This window comes from Bradyrhizobium sp. HKCCYLS1011 (assembly GCF_051167795.1).
Lineage (GTDB): Bacteria > Pseudomonadota > Alphaproteobacteria > Rhizobiales > Xanthobacteraceae > Bradyrhizobium.
The window spans coordinates 632,102-651,022 of sequence record NZ_JBNPTT010000002.1 but is presented as its reverse complement, the minus strand read 5'-3'; the positions used below and the strand labels follow the sequence as shown (position 1 = coordinate 651,022).

Annotated in this window: 15 protein-coding genes; 10 read left to right on the top strand and 5 right to left on the bottom strand. The window is 64.2% G+C overall.

What is annotated here, in order from left to right; genetic code table 11:
- The first annotated feature begins 259 nt into the window (after nucleotides 1-259).
- The 7 genes from ACQR1W_RS07530 to ACQR1W_RS07500 are packed head-to-tail and all read left to right on the top strand — an operon-like array spanning nucleotide 260 to nucleotide 9,137.
- A complete protein-coding gene (locus tag ACQR1W_RS07530; RefSeq protein WP_434850458.1) occupies nucleotides 260-2,491 on the top strand; it encodes a 4Fe-4S binding protein in 2,232 nt (743 codons plus the stop codon).
- 16 nt (nucleotides 2,492-2,507) lie between these two features.
- Entirely contained in the window at nucleotides 2,508-4,448 is a 1,941-nt protein-coding gene (gene nosZ / locus ACQR1W_RS07525; protein ID WP_434850183.1) for a TAT-dependent nitrous-oxide reductase, read from the top strand.
- A 2-nt stretch (nucleotides 4,449-4,450) separates the two neighbouring features.
- Complete coding sequence (locus ACQR1W_RS07520; protein WP_434850182.1) at nucleotides 4,451-5,836, top strand: nitrous oxide reductase family maturation protein NosD; 1,386 nt, start codon at nucleotides 4,451-4,453, stop codon at nucleotides 5,834-5,836.
- Nucleotides 5,833-6,753, top strand: a complete 921-nt coding sequence (locus tag ACQR1W_RS07515) for an ABC transporter ATP-binding protein (protein ID WP_434850181.1) — start codon at nucleotides 5,833-5,835, stop codon at nucleotides 6,751-6,753. Before ACQR1W_RS07520 ends, ACQR1W_RS07515 begins: the two co-directional genes overlap by 4 nt.
- A complete protein-coding gene (locus ACQR1W_RS07510) occupies nucleotides 6,750-7,577 on the top strand; it encodes an ABC transporter permease (RefSeq protein WP_434850180.1) in 828 nt (275 codons plus the stop codon). The genes ACQR1W_RS07515 and ACQR1W_RS07510 overlap by 4 nt, the downstream gene beginning before the upstream one ends.
- Nucleotides 7,574-8,131, top strand: a complete 558-nt coding sequence (locus ACQR1W_RS07505) for a nitrous oxide reductase accessory protein NosL (protein ID WP_434850179.1) — start codon at nucleotides 7,574-7,576, stop codon at nucleotides 8,129-8,131. Before ACQR1W_RS07510 ends, ACQR1W_RS07505 begins: the two co-directional genes overlap by 4 nt.
- A 10-nt stretch (nucleotides 8,132-8,141) precedes the next feature.
- The gene (locus ACQR1W_RS07500; RefSeq protein ID WP_434850178.1) at nucleotides 8,142-9,137 is read left to right on the top strand and encodes an FAD:protein FMN transferase; all 996 of its coding nucleotides are present in this window, start codon (nucleotides 8,142-8,144) and stop codon (nucleotides 9,135-9,137) included.
- A 183-nt stretch (nucleotides 9,138-9,320) separates the two neighbouring features.
- Here ACQR1W_RS07500 and ACQR1W_RS07495 read toward each other — a convergent pair whose 3' ends face one another.
- The gene (locus ACQR1W_RS07495) at nucleotides 9,321-10,547 is read right to left on the bottom strand and encodes a hypothetical protein (RefSeq protein ID WP_434850177.1); all 1,227 of its coding nucleotides are present in this window, start codon (nucleotides 10,545-10,547) and stop codon (nucleotides 9,321-9,323) included.
- 972 nt (nucleotides 10,548-11,519) lie between these two features.
- Here ACQR1W_RS07495 and ACQR1W_RS07490 point away from each other — a divergent pair.
- Nucleotides 11,520-12,776, top strand: coding sequence for an Hsp70 family protein (locus ACQR1W_RS07490; RefSeq protein ID WP_434850176.1), 1,257 nt, complete (start codon nucleotides 11,520-11,522; stop codon nucleotides 12,774-12,776).
- Between the two features lie 72 nt (nucleotides 12,777-12,848).
- Here ACQR1W_RS07490 and ACQR1W_RS07485 read toward each other — a convergent pair whose 3' ends face one another.
- Entirely contained in the window at nucleotides 12,849-14,051 is a 1,203-nt protein-coding gene (locus ACQR1W_RS07485; RefSeq protein ID WP_434850175.1) for a hypothetical protein, read from the bottom strand.
- 314 nt (nucleotides 14,052-14,365) lie between these two features.
- On the opposite strand from ACQR1W_RS07485, the gene ACQR1W_RS07480 reads away from it, so the two are divergent.
- A complete protein-coding gene (locus tag ACQR1W_RS07480; RefSeq protein WP_434850174.1) occupies nucleotides 14,366-14,899 on the top strand; it encodes a GNAT family N-acetyltransferase in 534 nt (177 codons plus the stop codon).
- Nucleotides 14,900-14,924: 25 nt separating this feature from the next.
- Here ACQR1W_RS07480 and ACQR1W_RS07475 read toward each other — a convergent pair whose 3' ends face one another.
- On the bottom strand, nucleotides 14,925-15,425 hold the full coding sequence (locus ACQR1W_RS07475; RefSeq protein WP_434850173.1) for a cytochrome P460 family protein: 501 nt from the start codon (nucleotides 15,423-15,425) through the stop codon (nucleotides 14,925-14,927).
- A gap of 23 nt (nucleotides 15,426-15,448) precedes the next feature.
- On the bottom strand, nucleotides 15,449-16,498 hold the full coding sequence (locus tag ACQR1W_RS07470; protein ID WP_434850172.1) for an alpha/beta fold hydrolase: 1,050 nt from the start codon (nucleotides 16,496-16,498) through the stop codon (nucleotides 15,449-15,451).
- Nucleotides 16,499-16,656: 158 nt separating this feature from the next.
- Between ACQR1W_RS07470 and ACQR1W_RS07465 the strand changes: the two genes are divergently transcribed.
- The gene (locus tag ACQR1W_RS07465) at nucleotides 16,657-18,210 is read left to right on the top strand and encodes a winged helix-turn-helix domain-containing protein (protein WP_434850171.1); all 1,554 of its coding nucleotides are present in this window, start codon (nucleotides 16,657-16,659) and stop codon (nucleotides 18,208-18,210) included.
- A gap of 14 nt (nucleotides 18,211-18,224) precedes the next feature.
- Here the strand turns inward: ACQR1W_RS07465 and rquA are convergent, their stop codons facing one another.
- Complete coding sequence (rquA, locus tag ACQR1W_RS07460; protein WP_434850170.1) at nucleotides 18,225-18,908, bottom strand: rhodoquinone biosynthesis methyltransferase RquA; 684 nt, start codon at nucleotides 18,906-18,908, stop codon at nucleotides 18,225-18,227.
- Nucleotides 18,909-18,921 lie beyond the last annotated feature (13 nt).

Sequence of the window (18,921 nt, the reverse complement as noted above, 5' to 3'; positions counted from 1 at the left end):
GTTTGTTGCAGAACAAACTCGACGGGCCTTCCTGCGACTAGACAACTGTCATGAACAGGAGTCAAACTACATTGACAGGATCGTCGATCCGACACCGAGCGTCAGCGGCGACGCCCAACCATCCAAGATCAGATCAAAACGGAACGTGCATCTTCAACAGATGCGCAGGTCCAGTTTGAGGTGCTCCATGCCATGGAGTCCTGGGGACGCGTTGCGGGGATTCCGTTGTCACCTGCTTGTGGCCATTGCGCTCGGCGCGATGGTGGCGTTCGGGACGCATGCCGCTTGCGCGGCGAGCGAGCTTGCAGGTTTTCTTTCCAAAGTTCAGTCCACGGACTTCTTTGCCTCAGCCGATCGATTTGGCGCGCCGCAGGGCGATCCGCCTCTCGCTCCCGCCTACCACGGCGATGAGCTCCAAGGCTTCGTCTATCTCAACTCCGACTTCGCGAACTCCATCGGCTACTCCGGCAAGCCGATCCATATGCTGGTCGGTATCGACCCGAAGGGCGTCATCACCGGCATCAGGCTCATGGATCACAAGGAGCCGATCGTTTTGATCGGGATTCCCGAGGCGCGCATCGTCGCCGCCCTGAACTCCCTGATCGGCAAGGACATGAAGCCGGTCGCCAGCGGCGCCGAACAGCCGCCGACGGTGGACATCGTCAGCGGCGCGACGGTCACCGTGCTGGTCATGAGCGACAGCATCGTGCGCTCGGCATCGAAGCTGATCCGCTCCGGACGCATCGGCGGCGGAGGCGCCGCCGCGGCTTCGGCCGCCCTGCCGACCGTCACCAAGACCGTCGATCTGGCCCGCAGCGAGGTCCGCGACTGGGCGAGCCTCGTCGGCGACGGCTCCGTACGCCGGCTGCATCTCACCGTTGGCGACGTGAACGACGCCTTCTCGAAGTCCGGCAACGCCGCTGCAGCGACCCAATATCCCGAGCCGGGCGACCCCGATGATACCTTCGTCGATCTCTACGTCGCGCTGGTCACGGCGCCGACCATCGGCCGCAGCTTGCTCGGCGACGATGGCTATCAGCGGCTCAAGGACACTCTGAAGCCGGGGCAACAGGCCATTGTGGTCGCCGGCAACGGGACCTACTCCTTCAAGGGTTCGGCCTATGTGCGGGGTGGCATTTTCGATCGCATCGAGATCCTGCAGGAGGGCAACAGCACCCGATTCCGCGATAGAAATCACACCCGGTTGGGAGGGCTTGCCGCGGCCGGGGCACCCGATTTCAAGGAGATCGGCCTGTTCGTCACGCCGCCGGAATTCACGCTGGACCCGACCCAGCCGTGGCAGCTCCAATTGCTCGTTCAGCGTAGTCTCGGCGGCCGCGACAAGGCGTTCCTGACCTTCGATCTCAGCTACGTCCTGCCCGAGCAGTACATGCGCCGCGAGCAGCGTGCGGTGACCGTGCCGGAGAACGCGCCGACGCCGGCGACGGCATCCGCCTCCGCCGCGCAGACAGCCGCGGCCGAGGCGGAGGAACCGCTCTGGGTGCGGATGTGGCGTTCGAACACCGTCTCGATCGCGATCACCGCCCTGATGCTGGCGGCGCTCACCGGCATCTTCTTCTTCCAGAACCTGCTGGTGCGACGGCCAGTCCTGTACACCTGGGTGCGCCGGGCCTATCTGGTTTTCGTCCTGGTGTGGCTGGGCTGGTACGCCAACGCACAGCTTTCTGTCGTCAATGTCGTGACGTTCAGCAACGCGCTGATCACCGGCTTTCACTGGGAATTCTTTCTCGCGGCGCCTTTGATCTTCGTTCTCTGGGCGGCGACCGCGGGCGGACTTCTGTTCTGGGGGCGCGGTCCGTTCTGCGGATGGCTCTGCCCGTTCGGCGCGCTGCAGGAACTGACCAACACGATCGCGAAATGGCTCAAGGTACCGCAGCTCACCGTGCCTTGGGGCCTGCATGAGCGCCTGTGGCCGGTGAAGTACATCATCTTCCTCGGGCTGTTCGGCCTGTCGCTCTACTCTGTCGACATGGCCGAGCGGTGCGCCGAGGTCGAACCGTTCAAGACGGCGATCATCCTGAAGTTCGCCCGAAGCTGGCCGTTCGTGGCGTATGCGGTCGCGCTGCTCGTCATCGGCCTGTTCGTCGAGCGCTTCTTCTGCCGCTACCTGTGTCCGCTCGGCGCGGCGCTCGCGATCCCCGGCCGCATGCGGACCTTCGAATGGCTGCGCCGCTGGCAGGAATGCGGCTCGCCGTGCCAGCGCTGCGCCAAAGAGTGCCCGGTGCAATCGATCCATCCCGAGGGGCACATCAACGTCAATGAGTGCATCTACTGCATGCACTGCCAGGAACTCTATTACGACGACCACCGCTGTCCGCACATGATCCAGGTGCGACTGAAGCGCGAGAAGTTTACCGCCATGTCCTCGCCGTCGATGCGAGCGGGCGGCGGCGGGCCGAAGACAGTCATCACGCATGCCGGAAAGCCCGTCGCGACGGGAGCCGGCACCACTCCATCCACTTCCTCATGACAGCAAGGAGACCAACATGGGCCGGGAAGACGACAAGAACACAGTCAGCCGACGTCAGGTCGTCGGAACTGCTGCGGTTGGCGCAGCCGGATTGGCAGGCGGCCTCGGACTTGGCAGAGCCGCGCTGCCTGAGCCTGCGGCGGCGCAAGCTCAGCCCAAGACTCCGGCCCGCGCCGGCAGCCTGAAGACCGAGGTCGCCCCCGGGGAGCTCGACGAATACTACGTGTTTTTCTCCAGCGGGCAGACCGGCGAGGTCCGCATCATCGGCATGCCGTCGATGCGCGAGTTGATGCGCGTTCCGGTGTTCAACCGCGACAGCGCCACAGGCTGGGGACTGACCAATGAATCGCTGAAGATTCTCACCGAGGGTCTGACCCAGGAGACCCGCGACCGGCTGAAAGGCCGGCTGAACGGGGTCTGGCAGAACGGCGACTGCCATCATCCGCACATGTCGTTCACCGACGGAACCTACGACGGCCGCTACATCTTCATCAACGACAAGGCGAACACGCGCCTCGCCCGCATCCGCACCGACATCATGAAATGCGACAAGATCGTCGAGCTGCCGAACCAGTACACCATCCACGGGATGCGGCCGCAGAAATATCCACGCACCGGCTACGTCTTCTGTAACGGCGAGTACGAGGTCCCGCTCCCGAACGATGGCAAAGTACTGGACGACAAGTCCAAGTATTGGTCGATGTTCTCGGCCGTGGACGGCGACACCATGAAGGTCGCCTGGCAGGTGATCGTCGACGGCAATCTCGATAACGTCGATGCCGACTACCAGGGCAAATACGCGTTTGCCACCTGTTACAATTCGGAAAAGGGCGTCACTCTCGCTGAGATGACGGCAAGCGAACAGGACTGGCTGACCATCTTCAACATCAAGCGCATCGAAGAGGCGGTGAAGAAGGGCGACTTCAAGCAAATGAACGGCGTCCCCGTCATCGACGGCCGGCACGGCTCGCCCTATACGCGCTACGTCCCGGTCTCCAACAGCCCGCACGGCATCAACACCGCGCCTGACGGCATTCACGCGGTCGCAAACGGCAAGCTTGCTCCTACCGTGACCGTCTTCGACCTTCGCAAGTTCGACGATCTGTTCGATGACAAGATCAAGCCAAGGGACGTCGTGGTCGCTGAGCCGGAGCTCGGCCTGGGCCCGCTGCACACCGCCTTCGACGGCAAGGGCAATGCCTACACCACGCTGTTCCTCGACAGCCAGGTCTGCAAGTGGAACATCGATCTGGCCAAGCGCGCGTTCAAAGGCGAGAAGGTCAACCCCATCATCCAGAAGCTCGATGTCCACTATCAGCCCGGCCACAATCACTCCTCAATGGGCGAGACCAAGGAAGCTGACGGGAAATGGCTCATCTCGCTCAACAAGTTCTCGAAGGACCGCTTCCTCAACGTCGGTCCGCTGAAGCCGGAGAACGACCAGTTGATCGACATCTCCGGCGACCAGATGAAGCTGGTGCACGATGGACCGAGCTTTGCCGAGCCGCACGATGCCGTGATCGTGCATCGCTCCAAGCTGGACGGAAAGATCATCAGCGTCTGGAAGCGGGACGATCCGTTCTTCGCCGATGCCGTCAAGCAGGCCAAGGCGGACGGCGTCTCGCTCGAGAGCGACGCCAAGGTCATCCGCGACGGCAACAAGGTGCGGGTCTATATGTTCTCCGCCGCACCGGCCTATGGGCTCGAGAAGTTCGAGGTCAAGCAGGGCGATGAGGTGACCGTCTACATCACCAACATCGACGACGTGGAGGACCTGACGCACGGCTTCTGCATCGTCAACTACGGCATCAACATGGAGATCGGCCCGCAGCAGACGTCGTCGGTGACCTTCGTCGCCGACAAGCCCGGCGTCTACTGGTACTTCTGCACCTGGTTCTGCCACGCCATGCACATGGAGATGCGCGGGCGCATGCTCGTGTCGCCGCAGAACGTGTGACGATGCGAACCGTGCGACATCTCACGATATCGGCGCTGGCGGTCGTCCTGGCCGCCGGCGCCGGCGCGCGCGCAGCGTCGGCAGAGAGGCTTTCGCTCACGCCGGCGACCGGAGATCTTCAGCCTATTCTCGACGCCGCCTCGGACGGCGACGAGGTCTGGCTGGCCGCAGGCAGCTACCGCGGTCCGGTGCGCCTGACCCATCGGATCACCCTCTCGGGAGCGGCGGGTGCCGTGATCGCCGGCCCCAGGAAAGGCAGCGTTATCACCGTCTCGGCGCCGGGCGCCATCGTCCGCGACCTGGAGGTGCGCGGCTCCGGACGATCTCTCGAGACGATGGATTCCGGAATCTTCGTCGAACAATCGGCACGCGGCGCAGTGCTGGAAAACAATCACCTCGAAGACAATCTCTTCGGCATGTACCTTCACGGCGCGCCCGACGCGATTGCGCGTCACAACGTCGTCGTCGGACTTCGTTCAGCGCGCAACAGCGAGACCGGCAACGGCATCACGGTCTGGAACGCTCCGGGCGCCCAGGTGCTGGACAACGATTTCCACTATGGCCGAGACGGCATCTTCGCGATCACCAGCCGCAAGAACACGTTCAGCGGCAACCGCTTCCGCGACCTCCGTTTCGGCGTGCACAACATGTACACCGGCGAGGCCGAGATCACGAACAACGTCTCTAAAGGGAACATCATCGGCTATGCCTTCATGTTCTCCAACCATCTGGTCGTCCGAGACAATGTGTCCGACCATGACCGCGATCGCGGCATCCTCTTCAATGCCAGCAACTACGACGACATCTCCGGCAACAGCGTGATCGGCGGGATGCAATCCACCGAACGCTGGGCGACGTCGGACAATCGCGCCGACGACGAAGGCGTGCCACAAACCGAGGCCGCGTCTTCGGCGTCCGCCCGAGGGCAGCGGATCGGACCCGAGAAGTGCGTGTTCATCTACAACACCAACAAGAACCGGATCGACCGCAACTGGTTCGAAGGGTGTGAGATCGGCGTCCACTTCACCGCCGGCTCCGAGGGCAACGAGATCACTGGCAATGCCTTCGTCAATAATGCCAACCAGGTGAAATACGTCGGCACCCGCCATCTGGACTGGTCCAAAGACGGTCGCGGCAACTACTGGAGCGACAACCCGGCGTTCGACCTCAACGGCGACGGCGTCGCCGACACCGCCTATCGGCCGAACGACCTGATCGATCGCGTGCTGTGGACGGCTCCTGCGGCAAAAGTCCTGATCAACAGCCCTGCCGTCCAGGTGATCCGCTGGGCCCAGGCGCAGTTTCCCGCCCTGCTGCCGGGTGGCGTGGTCGACAGCCATCCGCTGATGTCTCCGCCGAAGCGCCACACGGCCGAGGAGGCGCGATGACCAGCACGGTACGTGTCGCCGATGTGACCAAGGAGTACGGCCCGGTCAAGGCCGTGCGCGGAGCTTCGTTTGAGTTGGGCGAGGGCGAGCTGGTGGCCCTGATCGGCCACAACGGCGCCGGCAAGACGACGCTGATGAAGCTGATGCTCGGCCTGATCCGTCCAACGGCCGGCTCCATCGAAGTGCTCGGCGACAATCCCGCCGCGGGACAGTTCGCGGGCCGACGGGCGCTCGGATATCTGCCGGAAAACGTAGCCTTCGATTCCGCCCTGACTGGACGCGAGACCCAGACCTTCTACGCTCGCTTGAAACGGGAGCCGGTGGCCAAGGCGCTGGAGCTGCTCGACGCGGTGGGCCTCGGCGCGGCTGCGAAACGCCGGGTCGGCACCTATTCGAAAGGTATGCGCCAGCGCCTCGGGCTCGCACAGGCGCTGATCGGACATCCGAAGGTGCTGCTGCTCGACGAGCCCACCACTGGCCTCGATCCCGAGCTGCGGCAGACCTTCTACGACCTCATCCAGCGCCTTTCCGGCAGCGGCACCACCGTTCTCCTATCGTCGCATGCGCTGACCGAACTGGAGGAGCGCGCAGGGCGCGTGATCATCATGAATCGCGGCATCAAGGTCGCCGACGGCTCGATCGACGCGTTGCGGCGGCTCGCGCGCTTACCGACCAGGATCAGGCTCAAGGTATCGGGGCCCGCGCTGTCCGAGTCGCCGCCGTGGCTGCCCGCTGGTGCGGCATTCCGACGCGTCAACGGCCACATCATCGAGATCGACGCGGAGCCGCAGCGCAAGATCGAGCTTCTGCACCGCGTGACGGCGGCAGGAACGTCGGTCGAGGACATCGATCTCGCCCCACCGACGCTGGACGAAATCTATGCGCATTTTCTGCGACAGGCGGAGGAGACGCCATGAATGCGCTGATCATTGCCGCCAAGGAAATCCACCAGGCCATCCGCAATCGCTGGGTGCTCGCCGCGACCCTGCTGCTCGCGGGTCTCGCCCTGTCGCTGACCTTCCTCGGCAGCGTCCCCACGGGAACGGTCGGAGTGCGGGCGCTCGACGTCGTGATCGTCAGCCTCTCGAGCCTGACCATCTTCCTGATTCCGCTGATCGCACTCCTGATCTCGCATGACGCCATCATCGGCGATATGGAGCGTGGCACGATGCTTTTGCTGCTGAGCTACCCGGTCGCGCGGTGGCAAGTGTTGCTCGGAAAGTTCATCGGCCATCTCGTGGTGCTCGCCTTCGCCACCTGCCTCGGCTACGGCATCGCCGCCGCGGCCCTGATCGCCGCAGGAAGCCACATCGACGCCGACAGCCTGACGGCATTCGCCGCCATGATTGGGTCGTCCGTGCTGCTGGGTGCCATATTCGTCGCGATCGGCTATCTGGTCAGCGCACTGGTGCGAGACCGGGGCACGGCGGCCGGCGTGTGCATCGGCCTGTGGCTCCTGCTCGTCCTCATCTACGACATGGCGCTGCTCGGTCTCCTGGCGCTGGATCAGGGCCGCAACATTTCGGCGACCGCACTCGACGCGCTGCTGCTGCTGAACCCGACGGACGTCTACCGCCTGTTCAACCTGACCGGCTTCGCGAACGTCAGCACGTTCGCCGGCATGGCCGGGCTCGCGCAGAGCACGACGCTCTCGGCCGGAGTGCTGCTGGCAACATTAGTGCTCTGGACATGCGTGCCGCTGGGATTTGCCGCGCTCGCCTTTTCCCGGAGGCAGCTATGAAACGTAGATCCTTCGCCTTCGCTCTGCTGCTCTCGATCACCTTGGGCGGCTGCTGGGAGAAGCAGGCGGCCGAGCCGCCGTCCCCGCACCGGATGACCGCAGAGGACATCGGCCGCTACTGCGGCATGAACCTGTTCGAGCACCCGGGGCCGAAGGGGCAGATCTTTGCCGCGAGCCTGATCGAGCCGGTCTGGTTCTCCTCGGTGCGCGATACAATCGCCTTCACCATGCTGCCGGATGAGCCGAAGGACATCCAGGCGATCTACGTCTCCGACATGGGCAAGGCGCCGAGCTGGGACAAGCCGGGAGCCGACAATTGGGTTGAGGCCCGCAAGGCACTGTTCGTGATCGGCAGCCGTGCCAAGGGCGGAATGGGCGGGGACGAGGCCGTGCCGTTCTCGGATCGCGCTGCAGCCGAAAAGTTCGTTGGCGAAAACGGCGGACGGATCGTCACCTTCGACCAGGTACCACGCAACTACGTCCTGTCCTCGGATGGTGCCAAGGAGAGCACTTCCGCCGACGACGGCGACGCCAGGCGCCCACCGAACGAATGAGAAGGACACGATGATGGGCATGATCTCGCGCCGACGCTTTGTCCGGATCAGTGCCGCAGCGGCCGGCCTCGGGCTTCTTCCTTCCGGTCACCCTGTCCGCGCCGACACGACGCCCGTCACTTGGCGCGGCACGATGCTGGGTGCAGTCGCCACCATGGAGATCCACCACGAAGATCGGAGCGAGGCAGAGCGGCTGATTGCGCAGGCTTGTTCGGAAGCGCGCCGGCTGGAGCGGCTGTTCAGCCTGTATCTGAAGGAGTCCGCCCTGGTCGAATTGAACCGGACTGGCATCCTGATCGGACCGCCAGCCGAGATGGTTGATCTGCTCTCGACGTCGCAGCGCTACTCCAGACTGACCGGCGGACTGTTTGATGTCACGGTGCAACCGCTCTGGGATCTCTACGCCAGCCACTTCTCGCAGGATAATCCCGATCCGGCCGGGCCCGTACCGGCGGCCATTGCGTCCGCACTCGCTCGCATCGGCAGCGGTCGGCTATCTGTCGAGCGCGACCGCATCGTGATGCCGCGGGGTATGGCCGTGACCCTGAACGGCATCGCGCAAGGCTACGTGACCGACAAGGTCGTCGATCTGCTGCGATCCCAAGGTGTCGGCCACAGCCTCGTTGACATGGGCGAAACCCGGGCGATCGGCTCGCGTCCGGACGGGCGCCCCTGGGAAGTCGGCATCGCCGATCCGAACGTCCCGGGGCATACCGAAACTGCGCTGCCGGTCGTCGATCGCGCGGTCTCTACGTCAGGAGGTTACGGATTCCAGTTCGATGCGACAGGCCGATTCAATCATCTGTTCGACCCTCGCACCGGCGGATGCGCAGGCCGCTATCGCAGCCTGACCACCGTATCTCGGAACGCGACAGCCGCGGATGCGCTGTCAACGGCCTTCAGCCTGATGCCGGAAGAGGAGATCCGAGCATTGCTGCCGCATGTGGACGTCGAACGCGTTCATCTGATCGACGAGGCAGGCCGGCCTCTCGACCTCGTTGCCTGACATCGGCAACGCAAACTAACCACGCGAGATTGTTAGCTGTCCCAATGGCACCGGAATCGTTCGGGGTTTTGGCCTGATCTCAGACTCGTCGCGCGATGATCCGGCTGGCGCAGCTGTCTGCCGTTCAGACGTGCGCGCGTACAAACGCGTTCGAACCTCGAGATAGTTGCCGGAGGCTCGCGCTTAACGATGGTTCCTGGGCTTGCGGGCGGCGGTTGGTTCACCCGGTGCCACCACCAGGCGAGCGCGTTTCGTCCGCGTCGTCATGACATCACCGGCGCGCACATCGCGGGAGCCTTGTGCCCGACGATCGGGCACAGGGTCTCGCGATACCTCGCCGTTGTTAAATGTCGAGACGACGAGGTCGACGGCCGGTGCGGCAACGATCGCCGCGTCGGAGCGCACATTACTCACCGTCGGTGGAGCAGCCTCTTCCAATGTCCACCGGATCGCCGGAACCAGCGTGATGGCGTCGCCGATCGAGCCGGTATCCTCCCGCGCCGCTTGTTCCGGCGGCGAATAGCAAGGCACCAGCGCGCTTATCATGATCAAGCCGGCCGCCGCGCTTTTCGCGCGCCAGGTCAGACTGCGGCTCACGCCCCTCGCGACGCCGGCAGCGATGTCACGGCGACCAGTTGGCATCGCAGATGACTGGGAGCCAAGTGACCCGGCGCCAATCACCTCACGCGCGACCGGCTCGCCCACGAGGGGTGCGCGACCGCGCTCCTCCTGGTCCATCGCACCCGTCGGCACTGCGAGAATTCGCTTCAGCCCCTCCATTGTGACCACCGTGACGAAGGCCACAAGACCAAGCGAGCCGCCGACGCCGGGCAAGATCGCACAGCTTTCGATCAGCAAGGCCGTCAGGATGACTGCCGCCAAGATCGGCTGCAATGGCCCCCTCAGCTGCGCGGGCGACGACATGCCGAGGAAGCAGCCCGCATAGAAGGCATCCACCAGACATGGATCATTCGGCTGCACCTGTTGCAGCAGCATCAGGCCGACAAGCGCGACGGTGGCAGCAACGAGAATCCGTACGTCGCGACGGGAGGACGCGACCTGCCGACGTCGCAGCGCGAGCAGGGTCGCGAGCATGCCCACCGTACACAGAGCGAAGATCAACGCGACTGAAGCGAGATCATTCTCGAACATCTCGACGCGCGCGACCTGAAACAGCTCGCCATTGACACCCAGCAGCGGCGCCAGGCCGACGAAGAGAAAGGATCCGGCCGCGGCGAGGGCGCCGAGACGCCCGCCATAGCCGCGCATGAACCCGCCCCGCAGCCTGATGTCCATTGCGCAGGCGAGGCAGAACACCAGGCCGCACGAGATGGACAGCATTGTGAAAGAAGCGCCCAGCGGCAGGCCCGATCGCTCCACGCTCTGGTTCAAGGCCGCAACCGGCGTCATGCCGCCAAAGCTGCCGCCATAGGCCGCGGGAAAGAATGCGCTCGGCACCAGCTCCGCCCACCCCGTCAATATCAGGGACGCGCACAAGAGGATCGTGACCGTTGCAGACGCAATCGCTGGAGGTACGCCGGAGGCGCTCAGATGCAACGTCGCGAAACAACCGAGGAACGCGCCGATGCCGGCCGCGAGCGGCGGACAACCGATCTGTACACCTGTCGTCGCATGCTTGCGACGTATCGCCGGATCGTGCTGGGCCTCCCGCCAGGCCCGCGCGTCAAACATCTGACCCGCTTCCATTCGGCGAGAATGGAAGTCGGCTACTCCGTTACTCATACGCACAGCACCCCACACGTACTCGCGCAGTCCGTGATACCGCCCTGCAGACGCGTGCGCCCGAATCTTCCTCGCTCGGCCTTCGCCACTGCGAAGCTGGTCTGACGCGTCCGCTGCAGGGTGCGGCATCACCTGACGTCTGATTAGAATGACTCAAAATCTCTCGACGCGGAAGTATTCGGCTCCAGATCGCGCCAAAAAAGCTGTCTGCAGACGTCGGCTTGCAGTTTGTGAGTGGTAAGTAAATCACTACACAACCTAAACGACCAAGGTGATAGGGCCGTCGACAGGACGTTCGCGCGCAAACGATGCGTGTCTGCCCGGTTCGGTTGCAAGGTGCGTTGCGTGATTCGCAGCGTCCGCCGTCACGCGAGACGCCAGATCCTCGCCACGCTGATCGCGGCGTCTCGCGCCAGCTTCCGAAGAAAGGCGGTGATCTAGAGCCCTGCAACAATCGTCGCACCGGGCCCTTGTTGACATGAATCAGGCCGTCGACGCGCACCCTCGCCTTCGGCGGGATGCCGAGAAATCCGGGTGATGATCAGCGGCAGGCCGCACAACGCGGGCCGTCATTCCGGGGTGACACGACGCCGCCAAGCGGGTAAGCCGTCGCCTCTGACTGACACGAGCAAGACGAGCATGGTTGCGGCCTGTTGCGGCATAGACTTCGGCACTTCGAACACCACCATCGGCATCAGCGAACCAGAAAAAGCCCGTCTGCTCCCGCTCGAAGGCAGCCACCTGACGCTGCCGAGCGCGATGTTCTTCGATTTCGAGGATCACGGCACCCATTTCGGGCGCAGCGCCATCGATCGTTACCTGAAGGGCCATGACGGGCGCTTCATGCGCGCGCTGAAGAGCATCCTGGGCACCGCGCTGATCCAGGAGAAGACCTATATCCGCCAGAAGGCCGTGCCGTTCTCGGGCATTCTGGGATTCTATTTCGCGCACCTGAAGTCGCAGATGGAACGCCAGCTCGATCGCGAGATCACGGAGGTCGTACTCGGCCGCCCCGTGCGCTTCGTCGACAAGGACGACGCGGCCGATACCGAGGCGCAACGCGCGCTGGAGGACATTGTGCGTGCGCAGGGCTTCCGGACCATCGCGTTCCAATACGAGCCGATCGCGGCCGCGCTCGATTATGAGCAGCATGTTCGCGATGAGGAACTGGTCCTGATCGCCGACATCGGCGGCGGCACCTCGGACTTCTCGATCGTCCGCGTCTCGCCCGAACGGCGCCGGACAGCCGAGCGCGCCGGCGATATCCTGGCCAATGGCGGCATCCATATCGGCGGCACCGATTTCGACCGGCTGTTGAGCCTGAAGAGCGTGATGCCCCATCTCGGTTATGGCAGCCCGACCGCGGACGGCAAGCGCAGCCTGCCCTCGCTCTACTACCATGAGCTCGCGACCTGGCACCGCATCAACCAGCTCTACAAGAAGAACGTAATGCCGGAGCTGCGGCAGATCCGCTACGAGGCGGCGCGGCGCGATCTTGTCGATCGTTTCATCGCGCTCATCGAGGCCCGCCAGGGGCATGCGGTCGCGATCGGCGTCGAGGAGGCCAAGATCGCGCTGACGCGCGCAGAGGCAGCGGTCTCGGCGCTGGCCGATCACGGCGCATGGGCGCGATTCTCCTTCACGCGGACAGCATTCGACGCCGCCATCACGGATGCCGTCGAACGCATCCTTGCGACGGTGCAGCGCCTCCTGAAGAACGCGCGCGTTGCGGCCGCCGACATCACCACGATCTTCCTGACCGGCGGATCGAGCATGGTGCCGCTGCTGCGCCAGGCGATCCTGGCGCCGTTCCCCGAGGCCCGCGTCGCCGAGACCGACCTGCTCGGCAGCGTCGGCATCGGGCTCGCGCTCGATGCACGGCGGAAGTTCGGTTGATAGTCGCAGGCTGCATTTACTACGACAGGTCAGCCGCCCCCGATCGGCATCCGCAAGCGGACAAATTTGCTCTCATAACGCCTCCAAAGCACCGCGCGAGGGTGCGATCGGCAGCCAATCTGGGATACGCTGCTTCGCAAGCCAATAGGGCCGCCAAAGCGCAAGCCAGCTGCAACGATCAAGCGGCACGGCTCCCCAGCTCGGCCGGTCCAGTTGGATTGTTGACAGGTCATGCATGTGAAGCCATTGCCGGGCCGCCCACCAGATTTCGCGCGAGGCCTTCGCGTTGCCCGCGGCCTCGAGCTCGACAATATTGAGCAATGGATCCTTCCAACGGATCGCAACCCTCAGCGTAGCTACGCGCTCCCCATCCCGCCGTATGCTCCAAAGCCGCGACCGGTTGTGCGCCAAGCCTAGGCCGTAGGTACGAAGGCAATTCTTCATCGCCTTTGCTTCGCTGGTAATGGACGCAACCGAGCTCAAGGGCACGAAATCATATCCAGCCACGTGACCCGCCCGGAGCCACATGTTGACGATTGGCTCGGGCCCCAGATTCACATGCAAGGAGATTTCGGTTCGCCAGGCGTTGGCCGCGGCGAGCGCCGCATCGATACGCATCTCTGGCCTCCAGGGCTTCTCGATCAGGCCGTAGCCAACCGTCGCCGTCTCGCGGGAAAACCACGACCACAAACCGACGAGCCGCAAACGAGTTGGATTCAGCCGCACTGGCGCGCGAACGAACTCGCGCACGGCCCACACCGCCGCCGGCTCGTGTGCGATCGCGGCAACGTCGGTGAAGATTTTCAGCCAAGTCGATGCATGCTTCGGCGATCGCGGCAGATGATTGGCAATCTGCCGTCGAAACAAATCGCCGTCGGGAAGCTCCGCGATGGGGGCCACGAACGCCTCCGGCGGCAGCTTGCGCAGCCACATCGGCAGGTCAGCCGCGGCAGCGACCTCCACCAGCGTTCGCCCTTCGATAACGGATGCGATTGCCGGCGCAGGATCGAAGCCGCGCCGCGGAACGGCCAGCGCGAAGAGAAGCGCTGGAAAGCTCGCTGCAAGGTCCGCGATGCGCGGATGACGCATCACGAGCGAGCCTACGGCTTCTCGGTAACGGGAAGGAAATCGCTGAAGCTGACGATGCAGCACAGCAGATCGTGCGGCCTCCCGCTGCGGGGACCGCGACAGATATCTGGACATGACAAAAATTCCGCGAGAAGCGGACCTGCTGGCAGTTTCGATCAAATGGGCATGATGCTCACCGGGATTCATCTCCCGGGACTGCGATCAAATATCGCGCAGCGAACCCAGGAAGCGCACGAACATCGACATGATCGCCTCCATGTTTTGAAATTGCGGAAAGGCCTTTTAGATCGTGTCGCATCAACGCGCAACCCTGTATGATCGGCGTTGATTGCTCTTTGGCGCAACTCCAACGCCTGTCGTGTGTCGAGATAGGATAGTGAAACGATCGCACGTGCGGCATGGCCGGCCAAGCAGGGTCAATCGCGTCGCTTGCGCTTGAAATCTGAGTACGCCACGGCCAATCTCTGCAGCATGCGCCCCTGCTGCAAACCGAACGTTTGATGCTGCGACCATTGGCGCTGTCGGATGCGCCGGCCATTCAGCGTCATTTCAACAACTGGAGCATCATCCGCAATCTCGCGACCGTCGTTCCATGGTCCTATCCCGACGACGGAGCCGAGACCTTCATCAGGCTCCAGCTCGACAAGATCGCGGCGGGCGAAGAGATCTATCAATGGGTCCTTGTGCTGCGTGAGGGCGATGGCGAGGCGATCGGCAATATCCATTTCCGTCCTCGCTCCGACTCCCGCAAAGGAAACCGCGGCTTCTGGTTGGCCGAGCCCTACTGGAACCGCGGACTGATGACCGAAGCGATCGCGGCGGTGAATGATTTCGCCTTCGACGTTCTCGGTATCGAGCAATTCTTCGTCTGCAATGTCGCTACGAACGGAGGATCACGCCGCGTCAAGCAGAAGACCGGCGCGGAATTTGTCGGCTTCATCGACCTTCCGCACCACAATGGCGAGTCCAAATCCGAAAGATGGATTGTCACGCGCTCCAACTGGGCGCGATGGCGTCGATCGGAACAGCGATGATGATCTGCAGGTGAAGCGCCATCCGTCATCGGCTATAGTGCGTGAATACGAAGTCGTGATCCTTTGCATGCGCGTCGTGGCAGGCGAAGCAGGTCCGATGCTGCGCTTCGTCGGCCGGCTTGCCGTCCACGAACCGGCCAAAGCCCCAGCCGCCACTCGACGCATATTTTGCGGCATCCTTGACCATGACCTGCACCGTGGTCGGTGTACCAGAAGTGAAGGCGCCATCGAGACCGTCGATCGGAACATGTTTCCACGCGAGCTTGACCAGCACGCTGCCGTCGGGGAATGGCAGCTGGCCGTCACGATAGGCGTTCACTGCAGTGGTGTTGCCCACGATGCCGCGCAACTCCTTGAGGCCGTCCTCGCGCCCCACGCCGATCAAAGTCCAATCGCGATAACCTTGCGGGATCGTGACGCCGAAGATCGGCGATGCGGCCTCATCGGCTACCCCCGTGAGCGGCAGAAGCAATATGGCCCCTGCGGCCACCGCGGCGGCGATGGTCATCTTGGCTAGTTCATTCATCGATTGTACTCCGCGTGGCGCCGTCAACCCGCCGCCACGTCGAGCACGGCCTGCGCAAAGGTCTGCGGCGCCTCCTGCGGCAGGTTGTGGCCGATGCCGCCCTTGATCAGCCGGTGCTCGTAGCGCCCGGAGAACTTTTTCGCGTAGGCCTCGGGCTCCGGATGAGGCGCGCCGTTGGCGTCGCCCTCCATGGTGATGGTCGGCACCGCGATGACCGGGAAGGTCGCGAGCTTCTTCTCCAGCTCGTCATATTTCGCTTCGCCCTCGGCGAGCGCGAGCCGCCAGCGATAATTGTGCACGACCACGTCGACATGGTCGGGATTGTCAAACGCGGCTGCGCTGCGGTCGAAGGTGGCGTCGTCGAATTTCCATCGCGGGGAGGCGATCTGCCAGATCAGCTTGGCGAAGTCGTGCCGGTACTTCGCATAGCCCTCGCGGCCGCGCTCGGTCGCGAAGTAGAACTGATACCACCATTGCAGCTCCGCCTTCGGCGGCAGCGGCATCCGGCCCGCCTCCTGGCTGCCGATCAGATAGCCTGACACCGAGACCATCGCCTTGCAGCGCTCCGGCCACAGCGCCGCGATGATATTGGCGGTGCGCGCGCCCCAATCATAGCCGGCGAGCGTCGCGGTTTGGATCTTGAGCGCATCCATCAGCGCGACGATGTCGGCTGCGACCGCCACCGGCTGGCCACTCCGCATGGTCGCAGGAGACAGGAAGCGCGTCGAGCCGTAGCCGCGCAGATAGGGAATGATGACGCGATAACCGGCCGACGCCAGTGCCGGCGCGACGTCGGCATAGCTATAGATGTCATAGGGCCAGCCGTGCAGCAGGATCACGACGGGGCCGTCGGCGGGCCCGGTTTCGGCGTAGCCGACATTGAGGAGCCCGGCATCGACCTGCTTGAGCGGGGCGAAGCCCGTCGTGGTCCCGGCCTTCACCGCAGGCAGGGTCGTTTTCGCCTTGAAGCCCTGCGCCTGCGCCGCGGCGAACGATCCGACCGTAGCGGCGGCGATGCCGGCGGCGGCAACGCCGAGCAGACGGCGGCGATGGTGGTTGATGATCTCTGACATGGCGATCTCCTCGGTTTGGATGGCCAAGCTCTTGCCCGAACCTACTTCGCTGCGCTTGGAGACGGCTTGGAGTTTTCCTTCAGATGCGCCTGATTTTGCCGTGCCCCAACCCATGTTAGATTGCCAGCGCCCCCATCGAACTGCCGGCAGGTCGACGTTTGCTCTATTCTTTCAACGACTTCATCCTTGATCCCGGCCGCCGCGAGCTGCGCCATGGCGACAGCGTGGTGGCCATGGAACCGCAGGTTTTCGACCTCTTGGAGTTCCTGATCCGTGCCCGGGACCGCGTCGTCAGCCGCGACGATCTGCTGGCTGCGGTCTGGCACGGCCGCATCGTCTCGGAGGCCACCTTGAGCAGCCGGATCAGTGCTGCGCGAGCTGCGATTGGCGACGATGGCGAAGCCCAGCGGCTGATCCGCACTGTCCCGCGCAAGGGCTTTCGCTTCGTCGGCGAGGTCAACGAGCAGAGCGGCGAACCGGCGGGCGCGCGTTCGGATATCGCTCCGGCGCGCGGTTTCGAAGGTCCTGCGATCGCGGTGCTGCCCTTCGCGAACATGAGCGGCGATGCTGAGCAGGATTATTTCGCCGATGGGATGGTCGAGGACATCATCACCGCGCTGTCACGCTGCGGAGGCCTTGCGGTGATCGCGCGCAACTCGACCTTCACCTACAAGAACAAGCCGGTCGACGTGCGCGAGGTCGGCCGCGACCTCGGCGTCGGCTACGTGCTGGAAGGCAGCGTTCGGCGCTCCGGATCTCGCCTGCGGATCACCGGCCAGCTGATCGACGCGGCAACGGGCGCGCACCTCTGGGCCGACCGCTTCGATCGCGATGTGGGCGACGTCTTCGCGCTGCAGGATTCCATTACGGAACGCGTGGTCGCGGCGATCGAGCCGACATTGGAATTAGCGGAGGTGGAGCGGCGACGATCCATGCCTGCGAACGCGCTGCAGGCCTACGACCTGCTGCTCCGGGCCGCGAGTCTTCGCGATGCGTTCACCGCCGACAGCATTGCTGCCGCCATTGCATGTCTGGAGCAGGCACTTCAGATCGATCCGGTCTATGCGCCGGCGATGGCGGCGACCGCCTATTGCCACGCGCTGCGTCACTTTCAAGGCTGGATCAAGCCGGACGAAACCTATCGCGACAAGGCCGTCGCGCTCGCCTGGCGCGCGACCGAGCTCGCGCCCAACGATCCGCAGGTGCTGTGGATGGCGGCCTTCGCGATCTGGAACATGGCCGACGAGATCGAGCCGGCGCGCGAGCTCTTCAGCCGCTCGCTCGCGATCAATCCGAATTCCGCCATGGCGCTCACGCTGGGCGGCTGGATCGAAGCCATGCGCGGCCACCAAGCCGCCAGCCGCGCCATGGTCGAACGGGCAATGCGGCTGAACCCGCGCGATCCGCGCGGCTGGTTCGCCTCCGGCGCCATGGCGATCTGCGCGCTCGCCGACTGCGATTTTGCACAAGCCATTCTGTGGGCGGAAAAGGCGCTGGCGCAGAACCGGCGCTTTGCGGTCGCATTGCGCGCGCTCGTGGTGGCGCTGGTGAACATCGGCGAGCTGGCCCGCGCCACGCAGGTCGCGCAGGAGCTGCAAAAGCTCGAGCCGGAGCTGACCGTCTCCGGCTTCCTGGCGCGCATCCCCTTTCCCGTGCCGGCGATGGCTGCGACCTACGCGGAGGCACTCAAGGCGGCAGGCGTCCCGATCTGACCGGCCACGGCCGGTCAGATGCGCTCGGCGACCACGACCTGATACATGCTGCCGAACCGGGTGCGCTTGCGCCAGCGGAAGCCGCCGCCGCGAGGTCCGGCAAGATCCTTGATCTCGTGCCGCCACATGCTGGTCGCGAACGGCTCGAGCCAGGCGAAGATCCTGCGCATCAGCGGTTTCAGCGGGTGAAAGCGATGCGGCCGATGATAGTCGACGAACACCGCCCGTCCTCCCGGCGCCACCAGCTCCAGCATGGCGCGCGTAACCTGGAGCTTCACCGCATCCGGCACCTCGTGCAGCAGGAAGAAGCACACGACCACATCGGCGCTCTCGTCCTGCGGGTCCGCGGCGTCGCCGCGCGCGACATGCGCCTGCGGCAGATCGGACAGCTTGCGCCGGGTCAGCGACACCTGCAGCGGCGCGATATCGCGGACCTCGAGCTGGCCGCGGCGGCCGATCTTGGCCGCGACCTGGCGGGAGAAATCGCCGTAGACCGCAGCCGCCTGAAACACCCGGTCACCCGGCGCGATCTCGTCAAGCACATCGCCAATCAAGCGCTGGGCGTTGCCCCAGAGAATTGTCTGCACCACGACCTGCCGGTCGAGCCAGCCGGCAAGCCACGGAGTGAGATAGGCCCAGCTATAGACATCGCGAAGATACGAAGGCAGCAGCGCCTCAGCCGAAGTTACATCGAGCACGTTCAGTCACCTG

Coding starts and splice junctions, on each gene's coding strand:
- ACQR1W_RS07530 (WP_434850458.1), top strand. CDS start 260: ATGGTGGCGTTCGGGACGCATGCCGCTTGCGCGGCGAGCGAGCTTGCA.
- nosZ (WP_434850183.1), top strand. CDS start 2,508: ATGGGCCGGGAAGACGACAAGAACACAGTCAGCCGACGTCAGGTCGTC.
- ACQR1W_RS07520 (WP_434850182.1), top strand. CDS start 4,451: ATGCGAACCGTGCGACATCTCACGATATCGGCGCTGGCGGTCGTCCTG.
- ACQR1W_RS07515 (WP_434850181.1), top strand. CDS start 5,833: ATGACCAGCACGGTACGTGTCGCCGATGTGACCAAGGAGTACGGCCCG.
- ACQR1W_RS07510 (WP_434850180.1), top strand. CDS start 6,750: ATGAATGCGCTGATCATTGCCGCCAAGGAAATCCACCAGGCCATCCGC.
- ACQR1W_RS07505 (WP_434850179.1), top strand. CDS start 7,574: ATGAAACGTAGATCCTTCGCCTTCGCTCTGCTGCTCTCGATCACCTTG.
- ACQR1W_RS07500 (WP_434850178.1), top strand. CDS start 8,142: ATGATGGGCATGATCTCGCGCCGACGCTTTGTCCGGATCAGTGCCGCA.
- ACQR1W_RS07495 (WP_434850177.1), bottom strand. CDS start 10,547: ATGACGCCGGTTGCGGCCTTGAACCAGAGCGTGGAGCGATCGGGCCTG.
- ACQR1W_RS07490 (WP_434850176.1), top strand. CDS start 11,520: ATGGTTGCGGCCTGTTGCGGCATAGACTTCGGCACTTCGAACACCACC.
- ACQR1W_RS07485 (WP_434850175.1), bottom strand. CDS start 14,051: ATGAATCCCGGTGAGCATCATGCCCATTTGATCGAAACTGCCAGCAGG.
- ACQR1W_RS07480 (WP_434850174.1), top strand. CDS start 14,366: ATGCTGCGACCATTGGCGCTGTCGGATGCGCCGGCCATTCAGCGTCAT.
- ACQR1W_RS07475 (WP_434850173.1), bottom strand. CDS start 15,425: ATGAATGAACTAGCCAAGATGACCATCGCCGCCGCGGTGGCCGCAGGG.
- ACQR1W_RS07470 (WP_434850172.1), bottom strand. CDS start 16,498: ATGTCAGAGATCATCAACCACCATCGCCGCCGTCTGCTCGGCGTTGCC.